Consider the following 25,784-nt stretch of genomic DNA (forward strand, 5'->3'; position numbering starts at 1 on the left):
TGCCGTTATGCGTATATGAAAGATGAAATTCACTGGAGAAGCCCAATGGCAGAGGACGAGGAAGACGACCGCTATCGAGCCCCGGCGTTGGACAAGGGGCTCGACATTCTCGAGCTGCTGGCCGGCGTCGACGGCGGCCTGACGCAGGCGGAAATCGCCAAGAAGCTCGACCGCAGCCCGAACGAGTTCTACCGCATGCTGGACCGGCTGGTGCGGCGCGGCTACGTCACGCGGCCGGATGGCGACCGTTATTCGCTGACGCTCAAGCTGTTTGGCCTGGCGCAGCTGCACGCGCCGGTGCGCCGGCTGGTTTCCTATGCGACGTCGCTGATGCGCGAACTGGCCGAAACCACACAGCAGGCAAATCAGCTCGTCGTCTTCGATCGCGGTTCCGCGGTGGTAATCGCACAGCAGGAGGCGCCGGATTACTGGGGCATCTCGATCCGCGTTGGCTCGCATATCAGCCTGTTCGACACCGGCTCCGGCCATGTGTTGCTGGCGTTCCGGCCGCCGGAAGAGCGGCAGATGATGATCTCAGAACATCTGCGCAGCACCGACAAGCCACCGCAATCGCCGGAATTCTTCGCCCGCCTCGATCAGATCCGGGAACGCGGCTACGAGATGATGGCGTCGATGCAGACGGCAGGCGTGTTCAACCTGTCGACGCCCGTTCTCGGCTCGGACGGCAAGGCCATCGCCGCACTGTCGATCCCCTACATAACCCTGGTCAACGCACCCAAGGCGCCCGACATTACGAGGACGATTGAGCTGCTGCTGGCAGCGACCGAAAAGCTGTCGCAACTGGCGGGATCGACCGTCAAGCAATCGCGATGAATTCTTATTTGAATGAAGAATTTCTCCGTGAGATGATCCCGAAGTCGCCAAGGAGGAGCGCCACCATGATCTTCGACACCCATCTGCACCTGATCGACCAGTCCGCGCTGCGCTATCCCTGGCTGGCCGGCGTGCCGGCGCTCAACCGCGATTTCTCCTACGACGAATATGCAGTCCAGGCCCGCCGCGCCGGCATCGAGGGCGCATTGCATATGGAGGTCGATGTCGATCCTGCCGACATCGAGGCTGAAACCAGCCGTGTCAAAGCGCTGTCGCGGGAAAAGGCCAGCTTGCTGCGGGGGGCAATTGCCTCCTGCCGTCCGGAAGGGCCCGGCTTTGCCGCCTATCTCGAGCGCCAGCGCGCCGATCCTTTCGTCAAAGGCTTTCGCCGCGTGCTGCACGTCATGCCGGACGAGCTTTCGGAGGGCGCGCTGTTTCGTGAAAACATCAAGCGGCTTGCCGGCACCGGCCTGAGCTTCGACCTTGTCGTTCTGCCGCACCAGATCCCCAAGGCGATTGCACTCGCCGACCTCGCGCCGGACGTGCAGTTCGTGCTCGACCATTGTGGCGTGCCCGACATCAAGGGTGGTGCCGAGCACCCCTGGCGCGAGCACATGGCGGAGATCGCGCGGCGCCCGAACGTCGTCGGCAAAATTTCCGGTGTGGTCGCCTATGCGGATGCCGGATCCTGGACTGTCGAAACGCTGCTTCCCTATGTCGAGCACACCATCGAATGCTTCGGCTGGGACCGCGTCGTCTGGGGCAGCGACTGGCCGGTCTGCACGCTCGGCGGCGGGCTTGCGACCTGGGTGGCTGCGACGCATGCGCTGCTCGCCGGTGCAAGCATCGATGAACGGCAAAAGCTGCTCTCCGGCAATGCGAAGCGGCTTTGGAGCTTGTAGAGCATTTTGCAGCCAAGTGGGATCACTTGGCGTCGCACAAATGCGGCTAAGACGAAGGCGGCCTCAGATCGTCGCCGACACGTGCCGCTCGCGACCGTAGAGCGAAACCAGGAGCACGATGACCAGGCCAAGTGCCGCCTGCACGGTCGAGGGCCGGAAGCCGAGGCCGATCAGCAGCGTGTTGATCTCCGTCAGCACCAGCACGCCGGCAATGGTGCCGAAATAGCTGCCGCGGCCGCCGACAAGGGCGGCGCCGCCGACCACCACTGCCGCGATCGTCTGGAACAGATAGGGCTGGCCGACATCGCCATAGGCAGAGCCGGTGAAGCCGAGCAGCAGCACGCCGGCTGCGGCGGCGAAGAAGGCGCTCGCGGCATAAGTCACCGTCCACATGCGGACTGGATCGATCAGCGCCAGCGGGGCAGCACCTGGATTGCTGCCGAGGGCGTAGAGACGGCGGCCGTATGGCGTGCGCGCCAGCACCAGCGCCACCAGCAAGGTCAGCACCGCGACGCATGGCACCAGCCCCGGCACCGGCAGCGGTCCGACCGAACCGCCGATCGAAACGAAGGCGGAAACCGCGGCAGGCGCCGATCCGGATGGAAAGCCACCGGTCCACAACAGGACGGCACCTTGCACGATCATGCCGGTGCCGAGCGTGACGATCAGCGGGTGGATGTCGAGCCCGCGCGAGATCAGGCCGTTCAGCGCCCCGATCAGTAAGGCGAGCGCGACGACGACTGTGCAGACAAGGGCAAAATTCCAGCCGCCGCCGTAGAGCTGTGCGGCAACGACATTGGCAAAGCCGATGATGAAGGGGATCGACAGATCGATACCGCCCAGGATTACGACGAGGGTCTGGCCGATCGATGCTACCGCCAGCAGCGAGGCGATCACCAGCAGCGCCCGGATGGCGAACGGCTGGGAGTAGCCCGGGATGAGCAAGGTGCCAAGGAGATGCAAGGCGACAGCGACGGCAAAGGCACCGGCGACGCGGGCATTGGTGGACTGGAACCAGTTCCGGCTCATGCTTCTCAGCCTTTCCGTCCCGAGAGCCGCTCCTGCAGCGCCGTCATGATGACGGCCACAACCAGGATCGCGCCATAGGCGATCTGCAGCACATAGGTGGAGACGTTGAAGGCGGTCAGCACGCTCTGCAGCAGGAAGATGTCGATGGCGCCGATCGCGGCCCCGGCGAGCCCGCCGCGCCCGCCGGCAAGGCTGACGCCGCCGAGCGCCACCGCGGCAATCGCGATCAGCGTGTAGGTCGGCCCGATATTGGGGTCGGCCGAACCGATCAGGGCGGTCAGCATCAGGCCCGCGCAGGCGGCAAGTATGCCGGTCATGACATAGGCGATGAAACGCACTTTGGTGACTGGAACGCCGGCCGTGTAGGCGGCGCGATCGTCGCTGCCCACCGCCATCAGCTGGTCGTAATAAGGCGTCTGCCGCACCAGCCACCAGAACAGCAAGATCAGCGCCAGCGGCAGCGCCGACCAGGGGCCGGCCATGGCCTTCAGCCAGCCCGGCGCCGGCCCGATCGGCGCCGGCAGGACGGTCAGCGTCATGCCGGTGAGGATCAGATAGGTGCCGAGCGTTGCGACGATCGGCTGGATGCGCACGATGGTCGCCAGAAAGCCGTTGGCGGCGCCGACGATCGCGCCGATCAACAGCGCTGCCGGCACGATGAACATCGGCGAAGACATCCCAAGCCTGAGAAACAGCAGCTGGATCACCATCGCATTGACGAAGCCCATCAGTGGCCCGACGGAAATGTCGATGCCGCCGCGCCCGGCCAGGATCACCGGAGCCGAGGCGACCGCTGCGCCGATCAGCGGCGCGGCGAGCCCGATCAGCGCGCCCCAGGCGGCAGGATGGAAGCGCGCCGGATTGAGCAGCAGATTGACCGCGATCAGGATCACCAACAGCATTGCCGCAAAGCCAGCGCCGCGCCATCGCGCCGCCATGCGCCGAAACCCGCTCATGCCGCGCGCCCGAACATGGCGGCGATCACCGTATCGCTTTTCATCGCGTCTCCGGTGATTTCAGCCGCCACCTGCTGTTCGCGGAACACCAGCACGCGATGGCAAAGCAGGAGGATCTCCTCGATCTCGCTCGACAGGATGACCAGAGCCATGCCGTCCGCCGCCAGTCCACGAAACACATCGTAGAGGACATGGCGCGTCGCCACGTCGACACCGCGCGTCGGATCATTGAGGAGCAGGATCGCCGGTTCCAGCGCCAATGCGCGGGCCAGCAGCACCTTCTGCTGGTTGCCGCCGGAAAGCGTGGTGATCGGGGCGTCCGGCCGTGGCGCGATGATCGACAGTCTGTCCCGGTAGCTCTCATAGCGCTGCCGCCGCGCGGCGAAGCTGAGCAGACCGAAACGCATATCGCGCGACAGCGTCGAGACGGCAAAATTGTCGAGCACCGATTGGGTCGGAAAAATGCCGGTGGTGCGCCGGTCGCGCGGCAAATAGGCGATGCCGCCGGCGACCGCCTTGCGGAAATTGGTGATCGCGCGCGCTCCGGTTGGCGCCTCGACGGTCACCTCGCCGCCGGCCGGGCGTTCCAGGCCGGCCAGCACTTTCAGGAACCGCTCCTGTCCGTGGCCGTCGAGGCCGGCAAGGCCGACGATCTCGCCCGGCCCAATGGTTTGCGTCATGGGGCTTGCGCCCGGCGCGATCACCAGGCCGCGCACCGAAAGGCTGGCGCGATCAGCCATGCGCCAGCTCCGCCGCCGTGCGTGGCGCCATTGCCTTGAGAAGTTCGGATGCGGTGGACGTGCCGCGTTCCTCAGTCGTGACCACGCTGCCGCCGCGCAGCACGGAAATCCGGTCCGAAAGCGACATCACCTCGTCCATGCGATGGGTGATGAACAGGATCAGGCAGCCTTCCGAAGCAAGCTTGCGCATCATGGCAAAGACCGCCTCGCGATCGGCAAAGTCGAGCGCAGCCGTAACCTCGTCAAGGATGAGAATGCGCGGGCTGCGGACCACAGCGCGGGCGAGCACTACCAATTGCTGAACCGCAAGCGGCAATTGCCCGGCCAACTGGTCGAGCGGGATCTCGGTCACCGCAAAGCGCTTCAGCACCGCTTGCGCGCGTTGCCGCCGCTCGGCGCGCGGCACGGTGCGCGTCAGCAGGCCGTCGAGGCCGAGCAGGATGTTGTCCGTCACCGAACGGTCAGGCGCGATCAGCACTTCCTGGAACACGGTGGCCAACCCGGCGGTCTGGAACGCCGCCGGCGAGAGGCCGGTAAAGGGCGCTCCGTCGAGCAGGATCGCGCCGCTGTCCTGCTGCACGATCCCCGACAGCAGCTTGACCAGGGTGCTCTTGCCCGAACCGTTCTCGCCCAGGATGGTGTGGATCGTGCCGGCGCGGAATGCGATGGAGGCATTGGCCAGCGCAATCGTTTCGCCGTAGCGTTTCGAGATGGCCTGGACTTCCAGCATGAGCAATCCTGATGGAGAAAGCCGGCACCGCTGGTGCGGAGCCGGCCCTCATAAATGCTACTTGGCGCAGGCGTCCGGCACCTTCGAATAGTCCCAGCCCTTGGTCGGTGCCGGATTGGCGAAATAGGCATCGAGCCATTCCTCCGGCATCGGATCCTTCGGCGGGACCGGGAAGATCGAGACGGCGTCCGGCGTCATGCAGTCCTTGTACCAGGCGCCGAGGTCGGCATTGTGCACCGGCGGAATCGGGATCAGCAGCGTGTTGAGCCTGGGCTTCTGGCCCTCGAGCATACGCGCACCGACACGAAACAGCGTCTCGGCCGTCCAGTGCGGCAGAACCGCATGGCCTTCGAAGCGGTATTTGTCGGGATTGGCCTTCCAGTAGCCGAGCGCATCGCCGGTGATCGAGCCGGTGATCAGCGGGGCAGGGCGGCCGGCCTCGGCAAAGGCCTCGGCGACGACGCGGCTTTCGCTGCCCGTCGTCCACACTGCATCGATCGGCGCCGGATTGGTGGCGATTGCCTGCAGCACCGCCGTCTTGGTAACGTTGGCCGTCCAATTGCCGTTGACGCTGCGCGAGACCTTGAGCTTTGAATTTTCGGCCAGCGCCTTGTCGGCACCCTGGCGCTCCTGCACGACGATCGGGTGACCGGCAATGCCTTCGACCAGAAGCACGCTGCCGCCGTCCGGCATTGCTTTGCCGATCGCCGTCATCATGTCATAGCCCCAGCGCGCATAGTTGGAATCGACATTGATCGCATTCGGGCTGGTCACCGACCCAGCTGCCGTGATGAAGGGGATGCCGGCTTTGGCTGCGGCATCGATGGCATCGTCCAGCGCCGTCGCCGAGCCGGGGATCGAGGTGATGATCGAGCATTTCTTGTCGATGAAGGCGCGGATCTGGTTGATCTGCTGACTGACGTCGTTGTTGGAATCCGACACCTCGAAGCTCGCCACGGTGCCGTCGGCGATCAGGCCGTCGACCAGCCGCTTCAACTCCTTGGTCACGGTGACGCGCCACGGATTGCCCTGGTAGGACTCGGAGTGGCACCATTTCCACGGCTTTGACGGCGGCGTGAAATTATCCCAGGCCGACGGCAGCACCTTTTGCGGCGCGCCGTCATATTGTGCCTTCAGTTCGGTCGGCAATCCAGCAATCACGCCCGAAACGTCTTGAGCGCAGGCTATGGTCGTGACCGATGCAAGTGCGGTTGCGGCCAAAAGGCCGCGGATCAGGCTGTTCATGTTCTCCTCCGTTCGGTTGTTCAGGCTCCTCCGCCGGCAACGCCGGACACCTGCGTCGAAAGGCTCTCCCGAAACAGGCGATTGAGATCGGCAACGACGCGAGCGGCATTGTGCCTTTCGCTCTGGCCGAGATTGATGCGATCGGACGCCGCCTGCTGGAACGCCATGTAGCCGTCGTGCCGCGGCCTCACCCAGGCATCTTCGAGCGTGGCCCGGGTGTCCTTGTAGAAATTGCCGGCGGCGGCGTTGACGGCGGCATCCGTCCAGGCTGCCGCATGGCCGGGCTGGCCGCCGGCCGAGGCGTAAGGGCCGCGCTGCACGTCACCGCTGGCGATCCAGTAGGCGAAGTCGATTGCCGCCTGCCTGGCCTTCGAAAAGGCCGACACGGCAATGCCGGTGCCGCCGAGCGCCGAGCCGATCGGGCCGGCATTGCCAGCGGCCGGGATATCCGCGAAAGCCAGGCGGTTGGGTCGAAACCCGGCGATGGCATAGGAGACATAGCCATAGATCAGCGGCGCGCAGGCGATCCGCGAGCCGGATCCGGCCATTTGCTCCAGAACCGCGATCGGATCCATGCCAAGACAGGCCGGGTCGACGAGGGCTGCGATCTCGCGCATCATCTCGAAGACCTGCTTGCCCGCTGCCGGATCCACATGGTCGCCAGGGCCTTCACCGGCGGGCCGGCCGAGATTGCCGGCAAGCGTGTAGAACACCATCAGCGAATGCGGCGGCCTGAGCGGCAACAGCACGTGGCCTTGCCGGGCCAGATCGAGGGCATCGGCCCAGCTCGCCGGCGCAGCCGAAAGCATGTCGGGCCGCCATGCCTGCACCTGGCTGGCCGCGTCGATCGGAAACGCCCACTGCCGGCCTTGCCAGTCGTAGCTCGGAAAGGACCGGCCGACACTGCCCGCCGCAAGTGCTGCACGTTCGGCTTCCCGGCCGGCGACATCGAGCGGCGCCAGGCAATTCTCGGCGGTGATCTGGCCGACATGCGGATGGTCGACGACGATCAGGTCGTAGGCACGGGCCAGTTCCTCGACCGGGAAGGATTCGAAATCCTGCAGCGAGCGCTTGTCCCATTCAACGGCGATGCCAGTTTGTTGCTTCCACAGTCTCGAACAGGCGACCATCGGGTCATAGCCGCGCGGATGGCTCCAGGTCATGCCTTTGAGCGTGACGTCGCTCACAGCCCGAACTCCACGCGGATTTTTGCGCTGTGCTCGCCGATGCGTGGCGCGGCCCGCTCGACCTTCGCGCGGATGCCGTCTACCCTGAGCGGCGAGCGCGTGGTGAGGATCGAAACATCATCCTCGCGCGTCACCGTCTGCAGCATGTCGAGGACCTGGAAGCCTTCGCTGGCCATCATTTCCGGCCAGGTCAAAACCTTGGCGCACCAGATGTCGGCAGGCTCGAGAATGGCAAGCCATTCGTCGACCGTCTTCGTTGCGATCTTTTGCGCGATGATCGCCTTGATCTCGTCGCGGGCGGTGAACCAGGTCGACGGCTGGTCGCGATAGGGCGCAAGCTCCTCGAGCCCGAGGAGATCGGCGAGTTTCGAGATCGGCGTCATGGCGATCGCCAGATAGCCGCCCTTGGCCGGATAGACGCCGTAGGGCGCCGAGAGATAGGCGTGCGCGCTGCGGAAGCTCGACCGCCGCGGCAGCCGGCGCCCGTCATTGAGATGCGTGGTCAGCACCTCGAACTGGAAGTCGACCAGCGCTTCGAGCAGGCTGGTCTCGACATGGCTGCCCTTGCCGGTCACGCCGCGCCGCACCAGTGCGGCGAGGATGCCTTGCGCGGCGGCGGAGCCCGCCAGCATGTCGGCGATCGCCAGGCCGAAGGGCACCGGCCCTTGGTCCTCGTCGCCGTTCAGCCACATCACGCCGGAGCGGGCCTGCGCCAGCAGATCCTGCCCGGGCCGCTTGACCCACGGGCCTTCCTCGCCATAGCCGCTGATCGAGGCATAGACCAGGCGCGGATTGATCTTGCGCACCGCCTCGTAATCGAAGCCCAGGCGTTCGATGACGCCGGGCCTGAAATTCTGGATCAGCACGTCGGCCTTGGCCAGCAGGCCGCGCAGCGCCGCAAGGTCGGCCTCGTCCTTTAAGTCGATGGCAAGGCTTTCCTTGGCGCGGTTGATCGCATGGAAAATGGTGGAATCGCCGCCGATCTCGGTGTCGCTGAGATAGAGCCGGCGCGACAGATCGCCGCCGTCCGGCCGTTCGATCTTGATGACGCGAGCGCCGAGGTCGAGTAGTCGCAGCGAGCAGTAAGGCCCGGACAAGAACTGGCTCATATCGACAACGATGAGCCCGGTCAGCGGCAGTTCGGCAATGGCAGCCATTGCCTATTTCTCCGTCTTGCCGGCGAAATCGGCCGGATTGCGGTACTTCACCGTCTGCAGGTGCTCGCAATAAAGCACGAGCTCGCCTTCACCCTTGAAGACTTCATAGCTGGCGCGGATCAGCCCCATTTCCTTGTATTTTGGCTTCTTGTCGAGGTTGGAGCGGATCGAATAGATCGTGTCGCCTATGAACACCGGCTTGATGAAGCGCAATTTGTCGTAGCCATACGAAAAGGCGTTGATGCAATTGGTGGCGACGAGACCGAGCCCGGCTGAGAACACGAAGGCCCCTGCCACCAGCCGCTTGCCGAAAATGCCTTGCGTCTCGGCGAACATCTGGTCCTGCACGTATGGATGGATGTCGAGCACCAGCGTGTTGAAGAGATGGCTGTCGCCCTCGGCAATGGTCCGGCGCAGCGAGCGGATCTTCTGGCCGACCGGCCAGTCTTCGTAGAACCAGTTCTCCGCGTTCCAGACGGGAAGGTCGGCGTGATTCCTAGGCATGTTGGCGGGGTGTGTCGATGCCACGCCCACGGTTGGCGCGAAACCGCTCATGACGACTTCCTCTGGGAGCGGGAATCGTCCATCAGGGCGCGCCGCAGACCAGCGAAATGCATGATCGATCCTCCCGTCAATCTTCTTTTGTGAATAGTATTTTCACATATGGGGTTGTGTTGCAAGCGTGAACAGGCGAAATTTTGCCTGCTCCGTCGGGGCCAATGCCGGCGGAACAAGGGAGGAAGTGATGCAGAATGCCTGTCTGGTTTTCGTCGGCAGCCTCAATCGCGACGCCCCGTATTTTCAGGGCGCGCGCGGCATCGGGCTGGGTGTCTACAGTTTCGACGAAGGGACGCTGCAGACGAAGAAACTGGCCGAGACGGGAGACATCGACAATCCCACCTTCCTGTCGGTGACGCCGGACGGCTCCCACATCTATGCCAACTCAGAAGTGTTCACCTGGCGCGAAGGGGTGGTCTCGGCCTACCGTTTCGACAGGCAGACCGCCACGCTGTCCTACATCAACAAGCAGCCGACGCTGGGCAGCATCACGGCGCACAACGCCATCACGCGCGACCGGACGAAGCTGCTGGTCGCCAATTACGGCATGGGCGAGGGCGGCCCCGATCGCTCGGTCGTGGTCTATGGGTTGGGTGAGAATGGCGGCCTGACAGCGCCGTTGTCGAGCGTTGCCCATAGCGGGACCGGACCAGATCCTGCCCGCCAGGAGCGGCCGCATGCCCATAGCGTAACCGAGACGGTTGCCGGCGGCATGGCGATCGTCGCTGACCTCGGCATCGACCGGCTGGTGTCCTATCGCATCGGCTCAGACGGCAGCCTGACGAAGCTCGCCGAGTCGGCGCTTGCGCCAGGCGCGGGTCCGCGCCATCTCGCACTGCATCCGGGCGGTCGCTTCGTGTTCGGCATGAACGAGCTGGATTCGACGGCTGTCTCGCTGGCGCTGGACGAAGCATCAGGCAAGCTTACGGTGATCGACAGCAAGCCGGCCGTGCCGCCCGAGGCGCGCGACGGCAATCACTGCGCCGACATCCAGATCTCGCCTGACGGCCGCTTTCTCTACGGCTCCAACCGCGGCCATGACAGCATAGTGGTGTTTTCGATCGACCAGCAAACCGGCAGGCTTGCCCTTGTGGGCTATACGCCTTGCGGCGGCGCCACGCCGCGCAATCTGGCACCGACGCCCTCGGGCGGCCATCTGTTCTCGGCCAACCAGAATGCCGACCGCATCTCGATTTTCGCCCGTGATGCCGCAACCGGCCGGCTGACCGACACCGGCCGATCCATCGAGATTGGCACACCGATGTGCGTGAGGATCGTGCGTTGACGCGATCTCAGAACTCGAGCGCCTGCCTGAGTGCCGGGCCGCTCCTGACGCGCAAATCGAGGTCGGCCTCGATATGGTCGATGTGGTGCAGCATCAGCGCGCTGGCGCGTTCGGCATTGCCATTTTCCAGCGCCTCGAGGATCTGCGTGTGTTCGTTGTGGCCGCAGCTCGAGATGCCCGAGCGGCCATAGAGTGCGATCACCAGCGATGAACGAGCGACCAATTCCTCCATGAAGCGCTGCAGGATGACGTTTCCCGCGACCGACGCCAGAAGCAGGTGAAAATCCCCCGACGCCTTGATCTCCGATCGCCTTGCGTTCGGTCCGCGTTCGGCGATGAAACGGCCTTCTTCGTCGAGCTGGGCCTTGAACGCGGCGACATGCGCCGGCGTCATCCGTCCGGCGGCGGCAATCGCGATGCCTGGTTCGATGAGCCGGCGCGAAGCAAAAACCTGCCGCGCTTCCTCCGGCGACGGATTGGCGACGAAGGCGCCGCGATTGCGCTCGGTGCGCACCAATCCCTCGAAGGAAAGCATCTGCAGTGCCGCACGCGCCACGGTGCGGCTGACATCGAACAGCGTGCCGACTTCGCCTTCGGATAGCTTTGTTCCCGGCGCTAGCCGGCGATCGACGATCGCGTCGCGCAACTGGTCGCGGATCGCCTGCGCGCGATCCTCGTTGGCGGCCTCGATAGCAGGGAAGGTCTGGTCGGCAATGTTCATGGCAGTGGTCCTGCGTTCTTCTACCCTGAATCGCATCGCTTGGACGAGAGACAAAGTGAATACAGAGATGAAAAAGATTGCATACGATCTTTGCGAAGATCGGCGGCAATCGCCTATAATTTGTGCATTGCACAAGGGCGACGTATCGGCAGCTATATAGAGGCGGCCCTGATTTCTTCGAGGATTCAGTCGGTTGGTGCGGCGGCGCGCAACTGGCACGCATGATGCTTTGGCTAATCCGACCAAAGGGGAAGCTGGATGTCCAAAGCCGCCGAAATCGACATTGTGTCCGTTTCGAAAGTCTATGGCGCGACGACTGCCGTCGAAGGCATCAGCCTGAAAATCCCTGCGGGTACCTATTGCTGCCTGCTCGGTCCGTCCGGCTGTGGCAAGACCTCGACGCTGCGCATGATCGCCGGGCACGAGAGCATATCGAGTGGCGACGTGCGTCTCGGCAACACAGTGGTCACCGACCTGCCGCCGGCCAGGCGCGGCACTGCCATGATGTTCCAGTCCTACGCACTGTTTCCGCATCTCGACCTGATCGACAATGTCGCCTTCAGCCTGAAGATGAAAGGCGTCGGCAAGGAGGAGCGCCGCGCCAAGGCACTCGACATGCTGAAGCTGATGCAGATGGAGGCCTATGCCAGCCGCCGCCCGGCGCAGCTTTCCGGCGGGCAGCAGCAGCGCGTTGCTCTTGCGCGCGCATTGATCACCGATCCCGAGGCGCTGTTGCTCGACGAACCGCTTTCGGCGCTCGATCCTTTCCTGAAGATCCGCATGCGAGCCGAACTGAAGAAGCTGCAGACGTCGCTCGGCATCACTTTCGTCCACGTCACCCACAGCCAGGAAGAGGCGATGGCGCTGGCCGACCTGATCGTGGTGATGAACGATGGCCGTATCGAGCAGGCGGCGCACCCTCGCACGGTGTTCGAGCGGCCGGCCACGGCCTTCGTCGCTCGTTTCATGGGCGACCACAATGTCATCTCCGGGCGCGTCGCCGGCAGTCGCGACGGCATGGTCGTTTTCGATGTGCCCGGCGGCGTCACGCTCGCGGCCAGCGGGCAGGGCAGGGAGACCGGGGAACCCATCGACATCGCCATTCGCACCGACCACGTGCGCATCGGCGAGCCGCCGGCAGCCGGGCTCGGCTTCACCGGCATCGTTTCAAACGTCGAGTACCGCGGTTCGACCGTGAAGCTCTCGGTCAATGGCGCCGGCATCGAGGATTTCACCGTAATCGTCGACGACACCAGCTTCTTCGCCAGCCCGGTTGCCGTCGGCGACGCAGTGCCGATCGCCTGGGACGCCGAGGACGCGATCGTCCTTGGTCGTCTCGATTCCTGAAATCCAGCATAACCAATCAAAACAGGGGAACTGAACATGACCAACACCACCGACAAGAAGACTGGAATATCGCGACGTTCGCTGCTCAAGACAGGTGCCGCCGCCGTCGGTTTCGCCGCCGGTTCCGGCGCCATATCTGGCTTTCCGACCATCTGGGCGCAATCGAACATCACGCTGCGCCAGTTCGGCACCGGCGTATCCAACCTCAATGCCATCGCCGACAAGTGCAAGGCCGATCTCGGCATCACGCTGGAGATGACAGCAACCGATTCCGACGCCGCCGCACAGCGCGCCGTGACGCAGCCCGACAGCTACGACATCGCCGACATCGAATACTGGATCTGCAAGAAGGTGTTCCCGACAGGCGTCCTGCAGCCGATGGATGTCACCAAGCTGAAATATTACGACGAGCTGGTGCCGCTGTTCAAAACCGGCAAGCTGGCGCCGGACAGCGTTATCGCCCAGGGCACCGCGCCGCACACGGTCGGTTACGTCGAGGCGCAGGACAGCAAGGTCTTCGCCAAGGCGCCGACCAACTGGTTCACCATGGTGCCGACGATCTACAATGCCGATACGCTCGGCATCCGCCCCGACCTCGTCGGCCGCGATATCACCACCTGGGCCGACATCATGGATCCGGCCTTCAAGGGCAAGACCGCCATCCTCAACATCCCGTCGATCGGCATCATGGATGCGGCGATGATCATGGAAGCCACCGGCAACATCAAATACGCCGACAAGGGCAACATGACCAAGGAGGAGATCGACAAGACGATCGACTTCCTGATCAAGGCCAAGCAAGCCGGCCAGTTCCGCGCCTTCTGGAAATCCTTCGACGAGAGCGTCAACCTGATGGCTTCAGGCGAAGTGGTGATCCAGTCAATGTGGTCGCCGGCCGTGGCCGCGGTCCGCTCCAAGGGCATCGCGTGCCGGTTCCAGCCGCTCAAGGAAGGCTACCGGTCCTGGGGTGGCGGGCTTGGCCTGGCAGCCCATCTCTCCGGCGCCGAACTCGATGCCGCCTATGAATACATCAACTGGTACACGTCCGGCTGGGTTGGCGGCTATCTCAACCGCCAGGGCTATTACTCGGCCAACATGGTGTCGGCCAAGAAGTTCATGTCCGAGGACGAGTGGGGCTACTGGATCGAAGGCAAGCCGGCAAAGGGCGATATCCTGTCGCCGGACGGCAAGGTCATGGAAAAGGCTGGCGCCGTGCGTGACGGCGGCTCTTTCGAAGAGCGCATGGGCAAGGTCGCCTGCTGGAACTCGGTCATGGACGAAGACCGCTACATGGTGAAGCGCTGGAACGAGTTCATCGCTGCGTAGGTACAACGTCTTCCCCTTCTCCCCTTGTGGGAGAAGGTGGATTGGCGCGCAGCGCCAAGACGGTTGAGGGGTGCCGGCCGGAGCGCTGTTGGTGCCAAGCTGGAACACCCCTCATCCGACCGAGCTTCGCTCGGCCACCTTCTCCCACAAGGGGGAGAAGGAAAGGCGGCTTCGCCGCATCGCTGACTTATACCGAGATGTTCATGACAGCCGCGCTCGAACGCCCCGCCACCGCCGCCGCCAAACCCGCCAGACGCCGCCGGCTCTCGATCGGCGCCCTCGTCCCCTATCTCCAGGCAACACCACTTGCCCTGATCCTCGGCGCGTTCCTCCTGCTGCCAATTCTGATGATCGCCGTGGTCTCATTCTGGGATTACGATTTCGCAGCGATGTATCCGGATTTCCTGACCACCAATTATTCCGACACGCTCGGCTCCTGGGTCACCTGGAAAACCTACCTGAATACGCTGAAATACGCCGCCATCGTCTGGGCGCTGACGCTGTTCATCGGTTTCTGGGTCGCCTATTTCCTTGCCTTCCATATCAGGACCACGGCCATGCAGATGGTGCTGTTCCTTGTCTGCACGGTGCCGTTCCTGACCTCCAACATCATCCGCATGATCTCGTGGATTCCGGTGCTTGGCCGCAATGGCCTGGTCAACTCGACGCTGGTGCAAATGGGGCTGATCCCGAAGCCGATCGAATGGCTGCTCTATTCCGAATTCGCCGTGGTGCTGGCCATGGTGCATCTCTATACGCTGTTCATGGTGACGCCGATCTTCAACACGCTGATGCGCATCGACAAGTCATTGATAGAAGCCGCGCGCGACGCCGGCGCTTCCGGCTGGCAGGTTCTGTGGAACGTCGTCATTCCGCTCGCCAAGCCCGGCATGGCGATCGGCACCATTTTCGTCGTCACCCTGGTGATGGCCGACTTCTCGACGGTGCAGGTGATGTCCGGCGGGCAGAGCGCCTCCGTCGCGCTGATGATGAAGAACCAGATGTCGCTGCTGCAATATCCGGCAGCCGCCGCCAACGCCGTCGTGCTCTTGGTGCTGGTGCTGCTGATGGTCGCGGGCATCCTGCGCATCGTCGACATCCGCAAGGAGCTGTGAGGCGATGAGCCAGGACAAGCGCACCCTCGAATTCTATGTGTTGGCGGCGTTCTTCGGTCTTTTCGTGTTGTTCCTCTACGGCCCGCTTTCGGCGATCCTGATCCTCTCTTTCCAGGGCGAGAACGGCGGTCTGACATTTCCGCTGAACGGCGTGTCGCTGCACTGGTTCGCCAATTTGTTCGAGCGCCAGGCGGTCGGCGACTTCGGCGGCAGCTTCAAACGCTCGCTCGTCCTTGGCCTGATGGTGATGGTCGTCACTGTCGCCGTGTCGCTGCTCGCCGGCCTGGCCTTCCGGCAGAAATTTCGCGGCGCAACCGCACTGTTCTATCTGGCCGTCGCCAGCCTGGTCGTGCCGTCGATCATCATCAGTCTCGGCATCGGCGTCGTCTTCCAGCAGATCGGCTTCCGCCCCGCCTGGTACACCTCCGCTTTCGGCGCCCATCTGACCTGGACCTTGCCTTTCGGCGTGCTGATCATGTTTGCTGTCTTCAACCGGTTCTCGCCAGCCTATGAGGAAGCCGCGCGCGATCTCGGAGCATCGTCGTGGCAGACCTTTGCCCATGTCGTGCTGCCGATGATCGCGCCCAGCCTGATCGGCGTCGGCCTGTTCGGCTTCACTCTGTCATATGACGAGTTCGCCCGCACGCTGATGACCTCGGGCACGTTCAACACGTTGCCGCTCGAAATCTACGGCATGACGACGAATGTCACGACGCCGGTGCTCTATGCGCTGGGCACCGTGACGACCGTGTTTTCCTTCCTGGTGATCCTGCTGACGCTCGGCGCAATCGTCTATGTCGGCCGCCGCCGCGAGCGTGCCTGACAGTGCAGATCCTCGTCGTCAATCCAAACACCACCGCCAGCATGACCGATACTATCGCGGTCGCCGCCCGATCGGTCGCTGCTCAATCGACGAAGATCGTTGCCGTCACCTCGTCGATGGGACCTGTATCGATCGAAGGCTATTACGATGAAGCACTTGCCGTGCCCGGCCTGCTGGTCGAGATCGCCGCCGGCGAACGCTCGGGCGCGCAAGCCGCGATCATTGCCTGTTTCGACGACACCGGCCTCGATGCCGCGCGCGCCATGGCCAACATTCCGGTCATCGGCATTTGCGAGGCATCGCTCAGCACGGCCTCGTTCATCGCCCAGCGCTTCACCGTCGTCACCACCACCGGACGTTCGCGCGTGCCGGTCGAAGGGTTGGTGCAGCGCTATGGCATGGCAGGGCGCGCGCGTGTGCGCGCCGCCGACATCCCGGTTCTTGCCCTCGAAGATCCGGCGTCCGACGCACTGCTCAGGCTGCGCAACGAGATTGCGCGCGCCATCGACGAGGATCGCGCCGAGGCGATCGTGCTCGGCTGTGCCGGCATGGCCGATCTGGCGGCGGCGCTGCAGCGGGAATTCGGGCTTCCGGTCATCGACGGCGTGGGCGCTGCCGTGAAACAGGCCGAGGCATTGATCGCCCTTGGCCTGACGACATCCAAGCGCGGCGCCTATGCAAGCCCGTTGGCAAAGTCCTATCATGGCGCGTTGAAATCCTTCACGCCTGGCGCCGCCGAGTGATCGCAATGCCCCGAACGATCCGAACGCTCGCACGTGAAGAAGTGCAAACCCTTGTCGATTGGGCGGCGGCGGAAGGCTGGAATCCCGGCCTTAACGATGCCGCGCTGTTTCAGGCAGCCGACCCGCAGGGCTTCATCGGCGCCTTTATCGATGGCGAGATGGCGGCCGGCATTTCGGCCGTCGCCTATGGCGACGGTTTCGGCTTCATCGGCCTCTACATCTGCCGGCCGGACAGGCGTGGCCAAGGCCATGGCAAGGTCGTTTGGGATGCCGGCACGGCGCGGCTCGGCAAGCGCACGATCGGCCTCGACGGTGTCGTCGAACAGCAGGCCAACTACCGCAGCATGGGTTTTGCACCGGCCTACCGGACGATCCGGTTCATGGGGTCACCGAATGTCCCGGCAGCCGTCGGCAACGACATTCGCGCCATAGGGCCGGAACTCGTGCCGGACATACTGGACTATGACCGCTGCTTCTTTCCCGGCCCGAGGCGATCCTTCCTGGAACACTGGCTGCGCCCGCCGCATATGGCGCTTGCCATCCTCAAGCACGGCGCCATTGCGGGATACGGCGTCGCGCGCCAATGCCGGGACGGCTGCAAGATCGGCCCGCTCTTTGCCGACAGCCTGGACGCGGCAAGCCATCTCTTCGCCGCGCTCGCGCACATGTCCGGTCCCGGAAACGTCCATCTCGACGTTCCCGAAACCAGCCGGCAATTTGCAGACTTGCTGTCGTCCGCAGGCCTTCAACCGGGCTTCGAGACGGCTCGGATGTACAAGGGAAAGGCGCCGCAGCTCAAGCAGTCCGGAGTTTTTGCGATAACGACGTTGGAGTTGGGGTGAGGCGGTACAAGCCGACTTCCAGTGCAAAGCCGGGCAACAGGACTACGCGGTCTATTTTTCCTGAACTGAAATGCCGGAATCGTCGATGCGAAGTTCCACGCCTTTCGGCCTAGTCTCCTCGCGATAAACGTAAATCCCCAACGCAATAACGGCGACGGCCAAAGCGCCGATGATGAGATAAAGATAGTTCTGCTTCATCCGCTGTCGTTAACAACATGATTTGAGCGAGTCTAGTCTAGCGGTTCGGTATCAGGGCGGCGGACGGACACGCGCCGTCGATCAGCCTTGGTATCCTACGCGCGCAGCGAGGGCGAGCTAGCCTACCCCATCCAGCCGGTCGCGCAGCATGCTCCAGGGGAGCAGCATGTTTGGCGCATGCCGCATCAGACTGTGGAGCGGGATCGGCGACGGCGGTCCAAACGGCAGCGGCAAATCCTGAGGCTTTGTTCCGCTCGCCCAGTCGGCAAGCACCTTGCCCATGGCAGTCGTCATGGCGATGCCGCGCCCATTGCAGGCAAAGCCCGCAATCAGGCCGGGGCCGAGATCGACGAGGTGCGGCAGGAAGTCGGGCTCGACGGCAGCCATCCCCGACCAGCTGTATTCAAGCGGCGGGATGTCCGGGAGATCGAGATGCTTCGCCAGCCGCCGCCAGATCGCCCGCGGCACCCGCGTGTCGGCACCGGGGCCAAAAACATGCATGCCGCCGGTGATCAGCCTGTTTTCGCCGTCGAAGCGGAAGGTGAAGAGATTGCGTCTTGTGTCGCCGACGCCTTGCCCGCCAGGAAGCAGGCGAGTGCGTATTTCGCGCGGCAGCGGCGCTGTCGCGATCTGGAAGATTTTCAGCGGGAAATAGGTTCGCTGCAACGTGCGATCCAGCGCTCCGCCATAGGCGTTGGTGGCGACCAGCACCTTTCCTGCGCGTACCGAACCGGAGGCCGTCTTCAAAGCCCAACCATCGCCTATGTGATCGATCGACGCGACACGCGTATGCTCGAAGATGCGCGCTCCGGCCTTTTCCGCCGCGTTGGCCAATCCGCGCGCATATTCGACCGGATTGAGGACGCCACCCGATCTGTCGATCCAGCCGCCGAGATAACCGCGAACGCCGGTCAGCTCTTCGACCGCCTGTCTATCCAGCGCAACAGCCGGCCTTCCGCGTGGTGCCCATTGTTCGGCGCGCGATCTGGTCTTTTGCAAAGCGGCCGGTGAATGGGCTGGTTGTATCCAGCCGCTCTGGACGGCATCGCATTCGATGGCATGCCGCCTGATCAGGTCGAAGACGAGGTCGGCGCTGCCGGCGGCGAAATCGACAAGGCGTTCGCCGCGTTCGGGCCCGAGCTGGGCAATGATATCGTCGGGGTCTCTTTTCGCGAAATTCGGCACGACGAAGCCGGCATTCCTGCCGGTTGCCCCCCAGGCGATGATTTCCGCCTCGAGGACGGCAACCGAGATGCCTTTCTCGGCACTGTGCAGCGCGGTGGAAAGGCCTGAAAACCCGCCGCCGACAATTGCCAGATCGACATCGAGTGCGCCTTCGAGGGCGGGCCGGTCGCGGCGACTGCGGCTGACGGCATGCCAAAGGGAAACGCCGTGCGGCCGGGTCACAGCGTTCATGAGCCGCTCTCGCTCGGGGCCACGCGTGCACGCTTGCCGAACCTTGGGCGCCGCGGCCTGTCGCCAAACAGGCCGTTCGGCCTGACCAGAAGGATGACGCACAGCATCACGCCGATGGCGACGATCTGCAGCGAAGCGGCGCGGGCCTGTTGTTCGGGCGAGAACAACATACTGGTCAACGCTCCCGATCCGGCCCATATCGCCCAGACCAGGATGCTGCCGATGACGGCGCCGATGTTGCTGCCCGAGCCACCGACGATCAGCATCACCCAGACCTGGAAAGTCAGCGCCGGCAAATAATTGTCCGGGGCGATGAAGCCGGTGAAATGCGCCTGCAGCGCACCGGCAAGCGCCATGATGGCGCCACCGACGGCAAAGGCCTGAACGCGGTAGAACCGTGCGCTTTTGCCTAGGGATATGGCGGCCCGCTCATCCTCGCGAAGCGCCTTCAACACGCGCCCCCACGGGCTGCGCGACAGATGCTCCAGCGCGAGATAGACGATCAGCGTCACCACCGAGACGATCGCAAGGTTCGAAAGGTTGAACAGCAAAGGCGTTTCGGCAAGACCGCCGAACGGACGCGGAATGAAGCCGATGCCGAACGGCCCGCCGGTCAGCTTCTGGGCGTTGAGCGCTACCAGTTGCACGACGACGGCGACGCCGAAAGTAGTGATCGCCAGATAGTCCGATCTCAGACGTAGCGTGGCAATGCCGGTGATGGCGGCGGCGACGCCGCCCAACAGCATGGCGCCAAGCCAGCCGATAAGGATCGGCAGGTCGAAGCCGCCCAGGCGCGCGGCATCGTCGGGCGTGGTCAGCAGCGCCGAGGTGTAGGCGCCGATGGCAACGAAGCCGGCGACCCCGACATTGAAAAGCCCGGTCAGCCCCCATTGCAGATTGAGCCCGAGCGTGATGAGCGAAAAGATCAGCGCGGTGGTCAGGAAGAAGGCGCCGTAGCCGAGCAGATCCATCAGCGTTCCCTCACTCCGAAAAGGCCGATGGGCCGCACGAACAGCACCGCCATCAGGATGATGAACGAGACGGCTGCCCGCCATTCGGCGCCGATCAATTGCACGGCAGCCGCTTCGGCCATGCCGATGATCAGGCCGCCGAGAACGGCGCCGGGCACGCTGCCGATGCCGCCGAGGATGGCGGCCGCGAACATCGGCAGCAGCATCTCGAAACCCATGAACGGGCGGATCTGGATGAGAATGCCGATCATGACGCCGGCGACGCAGGCCAGCGCGCCGCCGATGATCCAGGTGACGCGCACCACCCTGGCGACGTCGATGCCGACGATGCGGGCAAGTGCCGCGTTCTGGCTCAATGCCTGCATCGAGCGGCCGGTCTGGGTCCGCGTCATCAGGAGATGCACGCCGAGCACCAGCACGGCGGTCAGCAGCAGCAGCGCGATCTGGTCCGGGGTGATGCGGATGCCGAAACCTATCGGCATGGCGATCTGGATCGCCCGGCTGAAATAGGTCGGACGCGAGGTGAAGATGAATTCGAGCAGGCTTCTCAGCGCCATCGAGGCGCCGAAGCTCGCCATCACCACGATGATCGCCTGGCCCTTGGCCCGCAGCCGCGCGAACAGCACCATGTCGAGCGCCAGCGCCAGCAGGCCGGTGGCCGCCATGCCGATGATGAGCGCGACGATCAGCGGCCAACCGAAGGAGAGGGGCGCGATCGGCGCGATCTTGCCGAAAATCGCGCCAATGGCGCCAACCACGGCGAGCGTCGCATAGGCGCCCCAGGCCATGAAGTCGCCATGGGCGAAGTTCGAGAAGCGCAGGATCGAATAGGTGAGTGTCACGCCGATGGCGCCGAGGCCGATCATCGACCCTGCCAGCAGTCCGTCGACGACGAATTGCAGGTTCATGCCGCGCTTCCTTGTCCAAGGTCGAGGCGGCGCTGGCCAAGATAGAGTTCAGCGACGACCGGGTCGTTCCAGAGCTCGGAGGCGACGCCCTGGTGCCGCTCCTTGCCCTCGACCAGCACATAGGCGCGGTCTCCAATGGCAAGCGCTGCCTTGGCGTTCTGTTCGACCAGCAGAATGGTGACGCCGGACTTTCGGATGCCGGCCAGCATCTCGAGCACCATCGCCACGAATTTCGGCGACAGGCCGGCCGACGGCTCGTCGAGCACCAGCACCTTGGGATGGACGATCAACGCCCGGGCGACGGCCAGCATCTGCCGCTGTCCACCCGACAGATTGCCCGCGGCCGTTCTGCGCTGACGGGCGAGATCGGGAAAGGCCGCATACATTTCCTCGATGCGGGCTGGGACCTCGCGCGGCCTCAGGATGCCGCAGGCGACCCTGAGATTGTCCTCGACCGACATCAGCGGGAAGATGTTCTCTGTCTGTGGCACGAAGGCAAGGCCAAGGCGGACCATGATGTGAGCGGGCGACGCCGTGATATTCTTGCCGTCCAGCAGCACCGTGCCGCCGGTGATCGGGACAAGGCCGGCGATGGCCTTGATAAGGCTCGACTTGCCGGCGCCGTTGGGACCGAGAACGACGACGATCTCGCCCTGGTCGACGGTGATCGAAGCGCCGCGCACGATCGGAACGCCAGGCTCGTAGCCGGCTTCGAGATCGCGGACATCGAGTACCTTTTGGCTCATGCCGTGCCTCCGAGGTAGGCCTCGATGACGCGCGGGTCGCGCGCCACCTCCTCCGGGGTGCCTTCGCACAGAAGCTGCCCGCTCGCCATGACCAGCACGCGGTGGCAAAGCCGCGTCACCATGTCGATATTGTGCTCGATCAGCAGGAAGGTGATGCCGCGCGCATTGATGTCGCGGATGCGGTCGATAATGACCTCGAGCAGGGTTGCGTTGACCCCGGCCGCCGGCTCGTCGAGCAGGATGATCGCCGGGTCGGCCATCATCACGCGGGCCAACTCGAGCAGCTTGCGCTGGCCGCCTGAAAGCACGCGCGCAGGTTCGTGCGCGAGGTGAGCGATCGTGACGAGCTCGAGCAGTTCGACGGCTCTTGTCTCGGCAGCCCTTTCTTCGGCAGCGACCCGCCGGGGCGTCAGGAAATTGGCGAGCAGTTTTTCTCCGGCCTGCCCTTGCGCGGCCAGCATGACGTTTTCGATCAGCGTCAGGTTAGGCAAGGGCCGGGGGATCTGGAACGTGCGGCCAAGGCCGCGGCCAATGCGGCGATGGGCAGCTTCCCCCGACACCGATACGCCGTTGAGGAGGATTTCGCCGCTGGTCGGCAGAATGCTGCCGGCGAGCAGGTCGAACATCGTGGTCTTGCCGGCGCCGTTCGGGCCGATAAGGCCAAGTATTTCGCTCGGCCGGACGTCGAACGAGACATTGTTGACCGCGACCAGGCCGCCGAAGCGTCTGAGGACGTTCCTGGCCGTGAGGACCGGCGTACGGATCTCCTCCTGCCGTTTCGTCGTGTCGCTCATCAATTCCTCTGGCCGAAAAGCGACCTTCATCGCCTATGATTTGATTTGTGATCACGCTTGCTTTGATCACGCTATTCGGCTTTAATTTCTTCCGCAAGCCGAAAACGGCCAAGACCGGGATTGCCTATGCAGAAGGCCGCCATCGAAAAGAACAATGAGATGATCGCAGCCCAGCTTACGCCGGTCGGCCGCGAGACCGTGCAGGATCGCGTCTATTCGGAGCTGCGCCGCGCCTTGATCGGCGGCCTTTTCGAGCCGAGCCAGGTTCTGACCATCCGCGGCCTCGCCGACGCGCTGGTCACCAGCACCATGCCGGTGCGCGAGGCGCTCGGACGGTTGATCACCGAGAAGGCACTGGAAGCGCTTCCCAACCGTTCGGTGCGCGTGCCGCCGATCACGCTGGAGCGCATCGACGACCTCTTGCGCGCCCGTTCTCTGATCGAGGGCGAAGCGATCGCGCTGGCTGCCACGCGCATGAACCCGCGCCAGATCGCTTCGGTCGAAGCCATGCTCGGCGAGTGGGACGAGATGCGGGCGCTGAAGCACAAGAAGGATATCGACCGCGAGGCCACGCTCAACCAGAGCTTCCATTTCGAGATCTACCGTTGCTGCGGTTCCGCCGTGCTGATCCCGATGATCGAGAGCCTGTGGTTGCAATCCGGGCCTTGCATCCGCGTTGCCATTTACGCCTTCTCCGACGCCGGCGAGGTCGATACGGCCCACTACCACCGCAGCATCGTCGCAGCGCTTTCCAGGCAGGATGCGCAAGCGGCGCGCGAGGCGCTGGTGGCCGACATCAGCCGGCCCTTCGCCTTTCTGCGCGACAAGCTCCAATCCACAAGCAAGGAAGGATTGAGGGCATGACGGTGCCTGGCATCAACATCACCGAGCCACACTCGATGCTTTCCGTGACCGCGCTGCTGTTGCCTGAAAAGGCGCCCGACAACGCTGCCTTCCTGCTGGCGTATCTCGAGCAGCCGCGCGTCGTTGCCGGCATCCATGCTATGTGGACGGGGCCGGAAATCTCCTGCCCGGTTCCATCAGCCGAACTTGAGGGCCAAACCTATGCCAGGCCCTTGCCGGCGGAGAACGCAACGCTGACGCCGCAGCCGGGCGACATCGTGTTGTCCTACGTGCCGCCGCGCATGTGGGGCGGCAACCCGAATGCCATCTTTGACGTCGGCCTGTTCTACGGAGCGGGTGCACGCCTGCTGTTCCCGATCGGCTGGCTTGCCGGAAGCGTCGTCGCGCAGGTGGTGCCTGAGGATCGCGATAAATTCGCAGCCGCTTGTGGCGTGATCCGCCGCAACGGTGCCTGCGACATCACCTTCACCCGGGTGGAGATCTGAATGGCTGAGACCGACGACAGTTTCGAACTCTTCGACCTTCGCGTCGAGGCGGTTATCCCCGAGGGCAAGCCGATCTATTGCGGCGCCAAGCCCGGCGACTATTTCGAGTTGAAGGGCGAGATGCTGTCGATGCCGGCGGGGCAAGGTTTCTCGATCTATTCCATTGCGGCAGTGTTGCCGCTTCTGGCCGCAAAGCAGCGCCCGACCCACAGGAACGACTGGATGACGTCGGACGCCGAGATCGCTTGTCCGGATCCCAATTGTGCCAGCCGGCTCCGGATCGTCAGGACCGGCAAGCGGCGGTTCAGCCATGCCGAAACGACGACGGTGCCGCTGCCGAAGGAGAATGACCGGAGATGACCGCCAAGGCTTTCGAGCTCAGCCCCGGCTATACGATCTCGCGCGTTATTCGCGGCGGCTGGCAGCTTGCCGGCGGGCACGGCGCGATCGACCGCCAACAGGCGGTAACTGACCTGATCGCCACCTTCGACGCCGGCATCAGGACCTATGATTGCGCCGATATCTATGCCGGTGTCGAAGAGCTGATCGGCGCGGCGCGCCTGCGCCTTGCCAATGAGCGTGGCCTCGACGCTGCCACCAAAATGAAGGTGCACACCAAGCTGGTGCCTGACCTGGAAAGGCTTTCCAATATCAGCCGCGACTACATCAGAGGCATCGTCGAGCAGTCGCTGCGGCGGCTGAAGACCGAGCGGCTCGATCTCGTGCAGTTCCACTGGTGGGACTGTGCGCTGCCCGGCTACGTCGAAGCGATGGGCTGGCTCAACGAAATCCGCAGGGAAGGCAAGGTGCGCAACATCGGCACCACGAACTTCGACACGCCGCGGTTGGCCGAGATCCTGGCCGCCGGTGTGCCGCTGGTCAGCCAGCAATTGCAATACTCGGTGCTCGACCAGCGGCCAGCCAACAGCCTTGCAGCGCTCGCCAGCCGGCACGGCGTCAGTTTCCTCTGCTACGGTTCGGTGGCGGGCGGCTTCCTCAGCGAAAAATGGCTTGGCGCTGCCGAGCCGCAGACGCCGCTCGAAAACCGATCGCTGGTCAAATACAAGCTGATCATTGACGACTTTGGTGGCTGGGAGCTTTTCCAGGAGTTGCTTCGCATACTGAAGGCCGTCGCCGACCGCCACGGCGTCGATATCGCCACCATCGCCAGCGCCTGGGTGCTGGAGCAGCCGCAAGTGGCGGCCGTCATCGTCGGCGCCCGCAACCAGGCGCACGCCCTTGCCAATGCCAGAATCATGGACGTCGCGCTCGATGCCGACGACCGGGCGAGGATCGCTGCCGTGATCGCGCAAAGCCGTGGGCCGCTGGGCGACGTCTACACATTGGAACGCGACCGTCACGGCCGCCACGGCTCGATCATGCATTACAATTTGAATGCAGGCAGGAAATGAACGCGGCCACGGACGAAAAACCTTCCTTGCTTTCCCGCGCCAGCGCCGAGGTGGTCGATCTCCACCGCTTCTTCGTCGACTGGTTCAATGCGGCGAGTGCGGACAATGCAGATTTCAACCGGTTCGAAAGCGTCATGGGCGAAGGCTTCCAGATGGTTGCGCCGGACGGTCAGGTCCTCGATCGTGACGCGGTGCTTGACCATGTCAGGGCAAGCCGCGCCACCTCGGATGGCGATTTCAGTATCTCGATCGAGGATATCCGGGCCGGCTGGCAGGCAGGCGACACGATCGTCGTCTGCTACATCGAAACGCAGCAGCGGGCCGGCAAACATAGCCGCCGCCGCTCGAGTGCCGTTTTCACCACCAGTTCATCGGCGCCCAACGGCGTCGAATGGCGACATCTGCATGAAACCTGGCTGCAGATGCCGGAAGGCTGAACAGGCTCAAGAC

At 63.9% G+C, this 25,784-nt stretch carries 29 protein-coding genes; 14 read left to right on the forward strand and 15 right to left on the reverse strand.

All coding sequences use genetic code 11. The annotated features are described in order from the left end of the window. Positions 1-45 precede the first annotated feature (45 nt). Positions 46-834 (forward strand): IclR family transcriptional regulator, encoded by a 789-nt coding sequence (locus NKK47_RS05575; protein ID WP_352575508.1) that lies wholly within the window; start codon positions 46-48, stop codon positions 832-834. Between the two features lie 65 nt (positions 835-899). Then, entirely contained in the window at positions 900-1,736 is an 837-nt protein-coding gene (locus NKK47_RS05580) for an amidohydrolase family protein (protein WP_352575509.1), read from the forward strand. A gap of 63 nt (positions 1,737-1,799) precedes the next feature. On the opposite strand, the gene NKK47_RS05585 is transcribed toward NKK47_RS05580, so the two are convergent. From NKK47_RS05585 to NKK47_RS05620, 8 genes are read right to left on the reverse strand one after another with little or no spacing between them, the layout of a single operon-like run. Further along, positions 1,800-2,765: an ABC transporter permease gene (locus NKK47_RS05585; RefSeq protein WP_352575511.1), complete on the reverse strand. Its 966-nt coding sequence runs from the start codon at positions 2,763-2,765 to the stop codon at positions 1,800-1,802. Positions 2,766-2,770: 5 nt separating this feature from the next. Further along, positions 2,771-3,721, reverse strand: coding sequence for an ABC transporter permease (locus NKK47_RS05590; protein WP_352575513.1), 951 nt, complete (start codon positions 3,719-3,721; stop codon positions 2,771-2,773). Continuing rightward, complete coding sequence (locus tag NKK47_RS05595) at positions 3,718-4,461, reverse strand: ATP-binding cassette domain-containing protein (RefSeq protein WP_352569293.1); 744 nt, start codon at positions 4,459-4,461, stop codon at positions 3,718-3,720. The genes NKK47_RS05590 and NKK47_RS05595 overlap by 4 nt, the downstream gene beginning before the upstream one ends. Further along, the gene (locus NKK47_RS05600; RefSeq protein WP_352569295.1) at positions 4,454-5,191 is read right to left on the reverse strand and encodes an ATP-binding cassette domain-containing protein; all 738 of its coding nucleotides are present in this window, start codon (positions 5,189-5,191) and stop codon (positions 4,454-4,456) included. Before NKK47_RS05600 ends, NKK47_RS05595 begins: the two co-directional genes overlap by 8 nt. A 57-nt stretch (positions 5,192-5,248) precedes the next feature. Next, positions 5,249-6,436: an ABC transporter substrate-binding protein gene (locus tag NKK47_RS05605; RefSeq protein WP_352575515.1), complete on the reverse strand. Its 1,188-nt coding sequence runs from the start codon at positions 6,434-6,436 to the stop codon at positions 5,249-5,251. Between the two features lie 20 nt (positions 6,437-6,456). Continuing rightward, complete coding sequence (locus NKK47_RS05610) at positions 6,457-7,599, reverse strand: extracellular solute-binding protein (RefSeq protein WP_352575676.1); 1,143 nt, start codon at positions 7,597-7,599, stop codon at positions 6,457-6,459. A 20-nt stretch (positions 7,600-7,619) separates the two neighbouring features. Next, a complete protein-coding gene (locus NKK47_RS05615; RefSeq protein ID WP_352569300.1) occupies positions 7,620-8,780 on the reverse strand; it encodes a CaiB/BaiF CoA transferase family protein in 1,161 nt (386 codons plus the stop codon). A gap of 3 nt (positions 8,781-8,783) precedes the next feature. After that, the gene (locus NKK47_RS05620; RefSeq protein ID WP_023676078.1) at positions 8,784-9,335 is read right to left on the reverse strand and encodes a MaoC family dehydratase; all 552 of its coding nucleotides are present in this window, start codon (positions 9,333-9,335) and stop codon (positions 8,784-8,786) included. A 190-nt stretch (positions 9,336-9,525) separates the two neighbouring features. Between NKK47_RS05620 and NKK47_RS05625 the strand changes: the two genes are divergently transcribed. Continuing rightward, entirely contained in the window at positions 9,526-10,623 is a 1,098-nt protein-coding gene (locus tag NKK47_RS05625; protein WP_352575516.1) for a lactonase family protein, read from the forward strand. Between the two features lie 7 nt (positions 10,624-10,630). Here NKK47_RS05625 and NKK47_RS05630 read toward each other — a convergent pair whose 3' ends face one another. After that, the gene (locus NKK47_RS05630; protein ID WP_023676076.1) at positions 10,631-11,344 is read right to left on the reverse strand and encodes a GntR family transcriptional regulator; all 714 of its coding nucleotides are present in this window, start codon (positions 11,342-11,344) and stop codon (positions 10,631-10,633) included. 258 nt (positions 11,345-11,602) lie between these two features. Here NKK47_RS05630 and NKK47_RS05635 point away from each other — a divergent pair, with 258 nt between their 5' ends. The 6 genes from NKK47_RS05635 to NKK47_RS05660 all read left to right on the forward strand — a co-directional run bounded on the left by NKK47_RS05635 (position 11,603) and on the right by NKK47_RS05660 (position 17,540). Continuing rightward, positions 11,603-12,691, forward strand: coding sequence for an ABC transporter ATP-binding protein (locus NKK47_RS05635; protein ID WP_352569303.1), 1,089 nt, complete (start codon positions 11,603-11,605; stop codon positions 12,689-12,691). Positions 12,692-12,727: 36 nt separating this feature from the next. Further along, positions 12,728-14,017 (forward strand): ABC transporter substrate-binding protein, encoded by a 1,290-nt coding sequence (locus NKK47_RS05640; RefSeq protein ID WP_023676074.1) that lies wholly within the window; start codon positions 12,728-12,730, stop codon positions 14,015-14,017. A gap of 203 nt (positions 14,018-14,220) precedes the next feature. After that, the gene (locus NKK47_RS05645; protein ID WP_023676073.1) at positions 14,221-15,132 is read left to right on the forward strand and encodes an ABC transporter permease; all 912 of its coding nucleotides are present in this window, start codon (positions 14,221-14,223) and stop codon (positions 15,130-15,132) included. Positions 15,133-15,136: 4 nt separating this feature from the next. After that, complete coding sequence (locus tag NKK47_RS05650; protein WP_352451583.1) at positions 15,137-15,955, forward strand: ABC transporter permease; 819 nt, start codon at positions 15,137-15,139, stop codon at positions 15,953-15,955. 2 nt (positions 15,956-15,957) lie between these two features. Further along, positions 15,958-16,698, forward strand: coding sequence for an aspartate/glutamate racemase family protein (locus tag NKK47_RS05655; RefSeq protein WP_352575518.1), 741 nt, complete (start codon positions 15,958-15,960; stop codon positions 16,696-16,698). A 5-nt stretch (positions 16,699-16,703) separates the two neighbouring features. Beyond that, on the forward strand, positions 16,704-17,540 hold the full coding sequence (locus NKK47_RS05660; protein ID WP_352575520.1) for a GNAT family N-acetyltransferase: 837 nt from the start codon (positions 16,704-16,706) through the stop codon (positions 17,538-17,540). A gap of 51 nt (positions 17,541-17,591) precedes the next feature. On the opposite strand, the gene NKK47_RS05665 is transcribed toward NKK47_RS05660, so the two are convergent. From NKK47_RS05665 to NKK47_RS05690, 6 genes are all read right to left on the reverse strand, one after another. Beyond that, on the reverse strand, positions 17,592-17,738 hold the full coding sequence (locus tag NKK47_RS05665; protein ID WP_352452379.1) for a hypothetical protein: 147 nt from the start codon (positions 17,736-17,738) through the stop codon (positions 17,592-17,594). A gap of 117 nt (positions 17,739-17,855) precedes the next feature. Then, positions 17,856-19,154: an NAD(P)/FAD-dependent oxidoreductase gene (locus NKK47_RS05670; RefSeq protein ID WP_352575522.1), complete on the reverse strand. Its 1,299-nt coding sequence runs from the start codon at positions 19,152-19,154 to the stop codon at positions 17,856-17,858. Continuing rightward, positions 19,151-20,128 (reverse strand): branched-chain amino acid ABC transporter permease, encoded by a 978-nt coding sequence (locus NKK47_RS05675; RefSeq protein WP_023676067.1) that lies wholly within the window; start codon positions 20,126-20,128, stop codon positions 19,151-19,153. The genes NKK47_RS05670 and NKK47_RS05675 overlap by 4 nt, the downstream gene beginning before the upstream one ends. Next, complete coding sequence (locus NKK47_RS05680) at positions 20,125-21,033, reverse strand: branched-chain amino acid ABC transporter permease (RefSeq protein WP_023676066.1); 909 nt, start codon at positions 21,031-21,033, stop codon at positions 20,125-20,127. Before NKK47_RS05680 ends, NKK47_RS05675 begins: the two co-directional genes overlap by 4 nt. Next, positions 21,030-21,779 (reverse strand): ABC transporter ATP-binding protein, encoded by a 750-nt coding sequence (locus NKK47_RS05685; RefSeq protein ID WP_023676065.1) that lies wholly within the window; start codon positions 21,777-21,779, stop codon positions 21,030-21,032. Before NKK47_RS05685 ends, NKK47_RS05680 begins: the two co-directional genes overlap by 4 nt. Further along, positions 21,776-22,573 carry an ABC transporter ATP-binding protein gene (locus tag NKK47_RS05690; RefSeq protein WP_352575524.1) on the reverse strand — a complete coding sequence of 266 codons (798 nt, stop codon included), beginning with the start codon at positions 22,571-22,573 and terminating at the stop codon, positions 21,776-21,778. The genes NKK47_RS05685 and NKK47_RS05690 overlap by 4 nt, the downstream gene beginning before the upstream one ends. 126 nt (positions 22,574-22,699) lie before the next feature. Between NKK47_RS05690 and NKK47_RS05695 the strand changes: the two genes are divergently transcribed. The 5 genes from NKK47_RS05695 to NKK47_RS05715 are packed head-to-tail and all read left to right on the forward strand — an operon-like array spanning position 22,700 to position 25,771. Then, positions 22,700-23,437 (forward strand): GntR family transcriptional regulator, encoded by a 738-nt coding sequence (locus tag NKK47_RS05695; protein WP_352505374.1) that lies wholly within the window; start codon positions 22,700-22,702, stop codon positions 23,435-23,437. Then, positions 23,434-23,922, forward strand: a complete 489-nt coding sequence (locus NKK47_RS05700; protein ID WP_031211593.1) for a DUF3830 family protein — start codon at positions 23,434-23,436, stop codon at positions 23,920-23,922. The genes NKK47_RS05695 and NKK47_RS05700 overlap by 4 nt, the downstream gene beginning before the upstream one ends. Beyond that, positions 23,923-24,282 (forward strand): TIGR04076 family protein, encoded by a 360-nt coding sequence (locus tag NKK47_RS05705; protein ID WP_352569311.1) that lies wholly within the window; start codon positions 23,923-23,925, stop codon positions 24,280-24,282. After that, the gene (locus NKK47_RS05710) at positions 24,279-25,334 is read left to right on the forward strand and encodes an aldo/keto reductase (RefSeq protein WP_352575526.1); all 1,056 of its coding nucleotides are present in this window, start codon (positions 24,279-24,281) and stop codon (positions 25,332-25,334) included. Before NKK47_RS05705 ends, NKK47_RS05710 begins: the two co-directional genes overlap by 4 nt. After that, a complete protein-coding gene (locus NKK47_RS05715; protein WP_352569313.1) occupies positions 25,331-25,771 on the forward strand; it encodes a DUF4440 domain-containing protein in 441 nt (146 codons plus the stop codon). Before NKK47_RS05710 ends, NKK47_RS05715 begins: the two co-directional genes overlap by 4 nt. Positions 25,772-25,784: the final 13 nt, after the last annotated feature.

This window comes from Mesorhizobium sp. M0019, from assembly GCF_040323975.1.
Classification (GTDB): Bacteria; Pseudomonadota; Alphaproteobacteria; order Rhizobiales; family Rhizobiaceae; genus Mesorhizobium.

What these genes read in the sequence shown, in the direction of transcription:
- NKK47_RS05580 (WP_352575509.1), top strand. Translation starts at nt 900, where the DNA reads ATGATCTTCGACACCCATCTGCACCTGATCGACCAGTCCGCGCTGCGC.
- NKK47_RS05695 (WP_352505374.1), top strand. Translation starts at nt 22,700, where the DNA reads ATGCAGAAGGCCGCCATCGAAAAGAACAATGAGATGATCGCAGCCCAG.
- NKK47_RS05625 (WP_352575516.1), top strand. Translation starts at nt 9,526, where the DNA reads ATGCAGAATGCCTGTCTGGTTTTCGTCGGCAGCCTCAATCGCGACGCC.
- NKK47_RS05705 (WP_352569311.1), top strand. Translation starts at nt 23,923, where the DNA reads ATGGCTGAGACCGACGACAGTTTCGAACTCTTCGACCTTCGCGTCGAG.
- NKK47_RS05585 (WP_352575511.1), bottom strand. Translation starts at nt 2,765, where the DNA reads ATGAGCCGGAACTGGTTCCAGTCCACCAATGCCCGCGTCGCCGGTGCC.
- NKK47_RS05635 (WP_352569303.1), top strand. Translation starts at nt 11,603, where the DNA reads ATGTCCAAAGCCGCCGAAATCGACATTGTGTCCGTTTCGAAAGTCTAT.
- NKK47_RS05660 (WP_352575520.1), top strand. Translation starts at nt 16,704, where the DNA reads ATGCCCCGAACGATCCGAACGCTCGCACGTGAAGAAGTGCAAACCCTT.
- NKK47_RS05640 (WP_023676074.1), top strand. Translation starts at nt 12,728, where the DNA reads ATGACCAACACCACCGACAAGAAGACTGGAATATCGCGACGTTCGCTG.
- NKK47_RS05645 (WP_023676073.1), top strand. Translation starts at nt 14,221, where the DNA reads ATGACAGCCGCGCTCGAACGCCCCGCCACCGCCGCCGCCAAACCCGCC.
- NKK47_RS05700 (WP_031211593.1), top strand. Translation starts at nt 23,434, where the DNA reads ATGACGGTGCCTGGCATCAACATCACCGAGCCACACTCGATGCTTTCC.
- NKK47_RS05595 (WP_352569293.1), bottom strand. Translation starts at nt 4,461, where the DNA reads ATGGCTGATCGCGCCAGCCTTTCGGTGCGCGGCCTGGTGATCGCGCCG.
- NKK47_RS05620 (WP_023676078.1), bottom strand. Translation starts at nt 9,335, where the DNA reads ATGAGCGGTTTCGCGCCAACCGTGGGCGTGGCATCGACACACCCCGCC.
- NKK47_RS05610 (WP_352575676.1), bottom strand. Translation starts at nt 7,599, where the DNA reads ATGACCTGGAGCCATCCGCGCGGCTATGACCCGATGGTCGCCTGTTCG.
- NKK47_RS05690 (WP_352575524.1), bottom strand. Translation starts at nt 22,573, where the DNA reads ATGAGCGACACGACGAAACGGCAGGAGGAGATCCGTACGCCGGTCCTC.
- NKK47_RS05575 (WP_352575508.1), top strand. Translation starts at nt 46, where the DNA reads ATGGCAGAGGACGAGGAAGACGACCGCTATCGAGCCCCGGCGTTGGAC.
- NKK47_RS05615 (WP_352569300.1), bottom strand. Translation starts at nt 8,780, where the DNA reads ATGGCTGCCATTGCCGAACTGCCGCTGACCGGGCTCATCGTTGTCGAT.
- NKK47_RS05685 (WP_023676065.1), bottom strand. Translation starts at nt 21,779, where the DNA reads ATGAGCCAAAAGGTACTCGATGTCCGCGATCTCGAAGCCGGCTACGAG.
- NKK47_RS05600 (WP_352569295.1), bottom strand. Translation starts at nt 5,191, where the DNA reads ATGCTGGAAGTCCAGGCCATCTCGAAACGCTACGGCGAAACGATTGCG.
- NKK47_RS05670 (WP_352575522.1), bottom strand. Translation starts at nt 19,154, where the DNA reads ATGAACGCTGTGACCCGGCCGCACGGCGTTTCCCTTTGGCATGCCGTC.
- NKK47_RS05680 (WP_023676066.1), bottom strand. Translation starts at nt 21,033, where the DNA reads ATGAACCTGCAATTCGTCGTCGACGGACTGCTGGCAGGGTCGATGATC.
- NKK47_RS05605 (WP_352575515.1), bottom strand. Translation starts at nt 6,436, where the DNA reads ATGAACAGCCTGATCCGCGGCCTTTTGGCCGCAACCGCACTTGCATCG.
- NKK47_RS05590 (WP_352575513.1), bottom strand. Translation starts at nt 3,721, where the DNA reads ATGAGCGGGTTTCGGCGCATGGCGGCGCGATGGCGCGGCGCTGGCTTT.
- NKK47_RS05665 (WP_352452379.1), bottom strand. Translation starts at nt 17,738, where the DNA reads ATGAAGCAGAACTATCTTTATCTCATCATCGGCGCTTTGGCCGTCGCC.
- NKK47_RS05630 (WP_023676076.1), bottom strand. Translation starts at nt 11,344, where the DNA reads ATGAACATTGCCGACCAGACCTTCCCTGCTATCGAGGCCGCCAACGAG.
- NKK47_RS05715 (WP_352569313.1), top strand. Translation starts at nt 25,331, where the DNA reads ATGAACGCGGCCACGGACGAAAAACCTTCCTTGCTTTCCCGCGCCAGC.
- NKK47_RS05710 (WP_352575526.1), top strand. Translation starts at nt 24,279, where the DNA reads ATGACCGCCAAGGCTTTCGAGCTCAGCCCCGGCTATACGATCTCGCGC.
- NKK47_RS05650 (WP_352451583.1), top strand. Translation starts at nt 15,137, where the DNA reads ATGAGCCAGGACAAGCGCACCCTCGAATTCTATGTGTTGGCGGCGTTC.